This is a genomic window from Nocardioides sp., from assembly GCF_035703625.1.
GTDB lineage: Bacteria > Actinomycetota > Actinomycetes > Propionibacteriales > Nocardioidaceae > Nocardioides.
In genome coordinates this window covers 1-3,448 of sequence record NZ_DASSXS010000144.1, presented here as the reverse complement: position 1 = coordinate 3,448, position 3,448 = coordinate 1, and the positions used below count along the sequence as shown (strand labels likewise).

At 66.8% G+C, this 3,448-nt stretch carries 4 protein-coding genes; all 4 read left to right on the top strand.

Annotated elements, in window-relative coordinates:
• A partial coding sequence (locus VFN12_RS07090) for a hypothetical protein (RefSeq protein ID WP_325117926.1) occupies window positions 1–182 on the top strand: 182 nt, incomplete at its 5' end.
• Between the two features lie 334 nt (window positions 183–516).
• Complete coding sequence (locus tag VFN12_RS07085; protein ID WP_325117927.1) at window positions 517–1,137, top strand: ATP-dependent Clp protease proteolytic subunit; 621 nt, start codon at window positions 517–519, stop codon at window positions 1,135–1,137.
• A gap of 14 nt (window positions 1,138–1,151) precedes the next feature.
• Complete coding sequence (locus VFN12_RS07080; RefSeq protein WP_325117925.1) at window positions 1,152–1,760, top strand: ATP-dependent Clp protease proteolytic subunit; 609 nt, start codon at window positions 1,152–1,154, stop codon at window positions 1,758–1,760.
• Between the two features lie 104 nt (window positions 1,761–1,864).
• Window positions 1,865–3,148 carry an ATP-dependent Clp protease ATP-binding subunit ClpX gene (gene clpX / locus VFN12_RS07075; RefSeq protein ID WP_325117923.1) on the top strand — a complete coding sequence of 428 codons (1,284 nt, stop codon included), beginning with the start codon at window positions 1,865–1,867 and terminating at the stop codon, window positions 3,146–3,148.
• Window positions 3,149–3,448: the final 300 nt, after the last annotated feature.

Here is a 3,448-nt window from a genome sequence, read left to right as displayed (position 1 = left end):
GGCACCCCGTCGGGCATGTGGTGGGCGACCTGCTGGTGCGGGTCGAGTCGGCCCGTGGTCGCGACCGCCGGGGTGCGGAGCTCTTCCCCGACGCTGAGTTCCTCCACGTGGGGCGAACCGATCACTTCGGGCTGCTCAACCATCCTGAGGTGCATCGCGCGCTGCGGCGCTGGCTCGCCTGATCGCCGCCGCGGTTACCGCCCTGCCCCGCTTACGGGATTTCGTCCCGCCCGTCGCGGCCTCGTACCTCCGCCGCGGGGCTTGCTCAATCTCCCCGAGCCCACGCGCCTCCCTCGTGCCTCGGGCGCCGCTGCGCGTGGATTTCGTCCCGCCCGTCGCGGCCTCGTACCTCGGCCGCGGGGCTTGCTCAATCTCCCCGGGCCCACGCGCTGCGCTCGTTCCTCGCGCAGCGCTGCCCGGTGATGTCCGCTGTGCGCGAACAGTGCGGGACATTGCGTGGATGTGTCAGCGGTTCGGGCTAGGGTCGCAGGCGTGAACCAGAACCCCAGCCCAGTGATGAACGGCGTCGAGATGAACGGCGCCGGTTCGGCGTACGGGCTCGACGACCACATCTACCAGCGGCTCCTGCGCGAGCGGATCGTCTTCCTCGGCTCCGAGGTCCGCGACCAGAACGCCAACGCCATCTGCGCCCAGCTGCTCCTGCTGTCCGCGGAGGACCCTGAAGCGGACATCTTCCTCCACATCAACAGCCCCGGCGGCTCCGTCGACGCCGGCATGGCGATCTACGACACGATGAACTACATCCCCAACGACGTCGCGACGGTCGGGATGGGCCTGGCGGCATCGATGGGCCAGTTCCTGCTCTGCGCCGGGACCAAGGGCAAGCGCTACGCCCTCCCGCACGCGCGGATCATGATGCACCAGCCGTCGTCCGGCATGGGTGGCTCCGCCTCCGACATCAAGATCCAGGCCCAGCAGTCCCTCCACATCAAGAAGGTCCTGCTCGAGCTGATCTCCCAGCACACCGGCCAGGAGCTCGACCAGGTCATCAACGACGCCGACCGGGACCGGTGGTTCACCGCCGACCAGGCGCTCGACTACGGCTTCATCGACCAGGTCATCACGAGCGCCCGAGAGGCCGCCGACGAGGGCCGCCCGGCGCGAGCCAAGGACTGAGAGGGACCCACACCATGAACTACTACATCCCGCAGTGGGAAGAGCGCACGTCCTACGGCTTCCGCCGGATCGACCCCTACGCCAAGCTGTTCGAGGACCGCATCATCTACCTCGGCACCCCCATCTCCGACGACGTCGCCAACGCCGTCATCGCCCAGCTCATGTGCCTGGAGTCGATGAACCCCGACCAGGACCTCCAGATCTACATCAACAGCCCGGGCGGCTCGTTCACGGCGCTCACGGCGATCTACGACACGATGAACTTCATCAAGTGTGACGTGCAGACCGTGTGCATCGGCCAGGCGGCCTCGGCGGCTGCGATCCTGCTGGCCGCCGGCTCGCCCGGCAAGCGGCTCGCCCTGCCCAACAGCCGGATCCTCATCCACCAGCCCTACACCGAGGGCACCTTCGGCCAGACCTCCGACATCGAGATCCAGGCCAACGAGATCCTGCGCATGCGCGAGATGCTGGAGAAGATGATCAGCGACCACTCGGGCAGGTCGATCGAGGAGGTCAGCAAGGACATCGAGCGCGACAAGATCCTGACCGCCGAGGGCGCCGTCGAGTACGGCCTCATCGACGCCGTGGTCGAGTCGCGCAAGGGCACCCCTGCACTCGCATGAACGTGCCCCGGAGTTCCTCGTGTCAGCCAGCCAAAGTGGCCGGCGCGAGGTACCGTCGGGGAGTTGAGCACCACGAAGTCGGATCGACCGGAGGATGATCGCCCGTGGCACGCATCGGTGACGGTGGCGACCTGCTGAAGTGTTCCTTCTGCGGGAAGAGTCAGAAGCAGGTCAAGAAGCTCATCGCCGGGCCGGGCGTCTACATCTGCGACGAGTGCATCGACCTCTGCAACGAGATCATCGAGGAGGAGCTCAGCGAGGGCGGCGAGGTCTCGCTCGACGAGCTGCCCAAGCCGAAGGAGATCTTCGAGTTCCTCAACTCCTACGTCATCGGCCAGGAGCAGGCCAAGAAGTCTCTCGCGGTCGCGGTCTACAACCACTACAAGCGGGTCCAGGCCGGCATCCAGGCGATCGGCGGCAAGCACAGCAAGGACGAGATCGTCGAGGTCGCCAAGTCCAACATCCTGGTGATCGGCCCGACCGGCTGCGGCAAGACCTACCTCGCGCAGACACTGGCCCGGATGCTCAACGTCCCGTTCGCGATCGCCGACGCGACCGCCCTGACCGAGGCCGGGTACGTCGGTGAGGACGTCGAGAACATCCTGCTCAAGCTGATCCAGGCCGCCGACTACGACGTCAAGAAGGCCGAGACCGGGATCATCTACATCGACGAGATCGACAAGGTGGCCCGGAAGGCGGAGAACCCCTCCATCACCCGCGACGTGTCCGGTGAGGGTGTGCAGCAGGCGCTGCTCAAGATCATCGAGGGAACCTCCGCGTCGGTCCCTCCGCAGGGCGGGCGCAAGCACCCGCACCAGGAGTTCATCCAGATCGACACCACCAACATCCTCTTCATCGTGGGGGGTGCCTTCGCCGGGCTCGAGAACATCGTCGAGCAACGCGTGGGCAAGAAGACGCTGGGCTTCACCGCCGAGGTGCGGGGCGCGGCCGAGCGCGAGGCGGACGACCTGCTCGCACAGGTCCGTCCCGAGGACCTCACCAAGTTCGGGCTGATCCCGGAGTTCATCGGCCGGCTCCCGCTCATCGCCAGCGTCACCAAGCTCGACAACGACGCCCTGGTCCAGATCCTCACCGAGCCCCGCAACGCCCTGGTCAAGCAGTACCAGCGCCTCTTCGAGCTCGACGGGGTGGAGCTCGAGTTCACCGACGACGCCATCGCCGCCATCGCGGGCAAGGCCATGGAGCGCGGCACCGGCGCGCGCGGTCTGCGCGCGATCATCGAGGAGGTGCTCCTCCACGTGATGTACGACGTTCCCTCCCGCGGCGACATCGGCAAGGTGATCGTCACCCGCGAGGTCGTCGCCGACGAGGTGGCGCCCACCCTGGTGCCGCGAGAGTCGGAGTCGAAGAAGAAGAAGTCTGCCTAGCCAGGACGCGCCAGTGGACCGGCTGACGGTGGTCGAGCAAGCCGCGCGAGCGAGCTTGCGAGGTCGCGACCGGTGTGTCGAGACCCGGTGAGACGACCGGGAACCTGAGCGGACGAACCCGAGCCGACTCCTCTAGTTGAACGCGGTACTACGACCAACGTCCACTTGCCGCAGCGCCCATCCCCGGCAGCACAATCGATGCAACAAAGACCATGACCGGGCTGCGGGTTCATTCCTGCGCCGGTTGACCCCGGGAGGGAACGAGATGAACAGAACCGGTGCCGCAAGGCTCGCCCAACG

Excerpts from the sequence above, each read along its gene's own strand:
- VFN12_RS07080 (WP_325117925.1), top strand. The coding sequence starts at position 1,152 with ATGAACTACTACATCCCGCAGTGGGAAGAGCGCACGTCCTACGGCTTC.
- VFN12_RS07085 (WP_325117927.1), top strand. The coding sequence starts at position 517 with ATGAACGGCGTCGAGATGAACGGCGCCGGTTCGGCGTACGGGCTCGAC.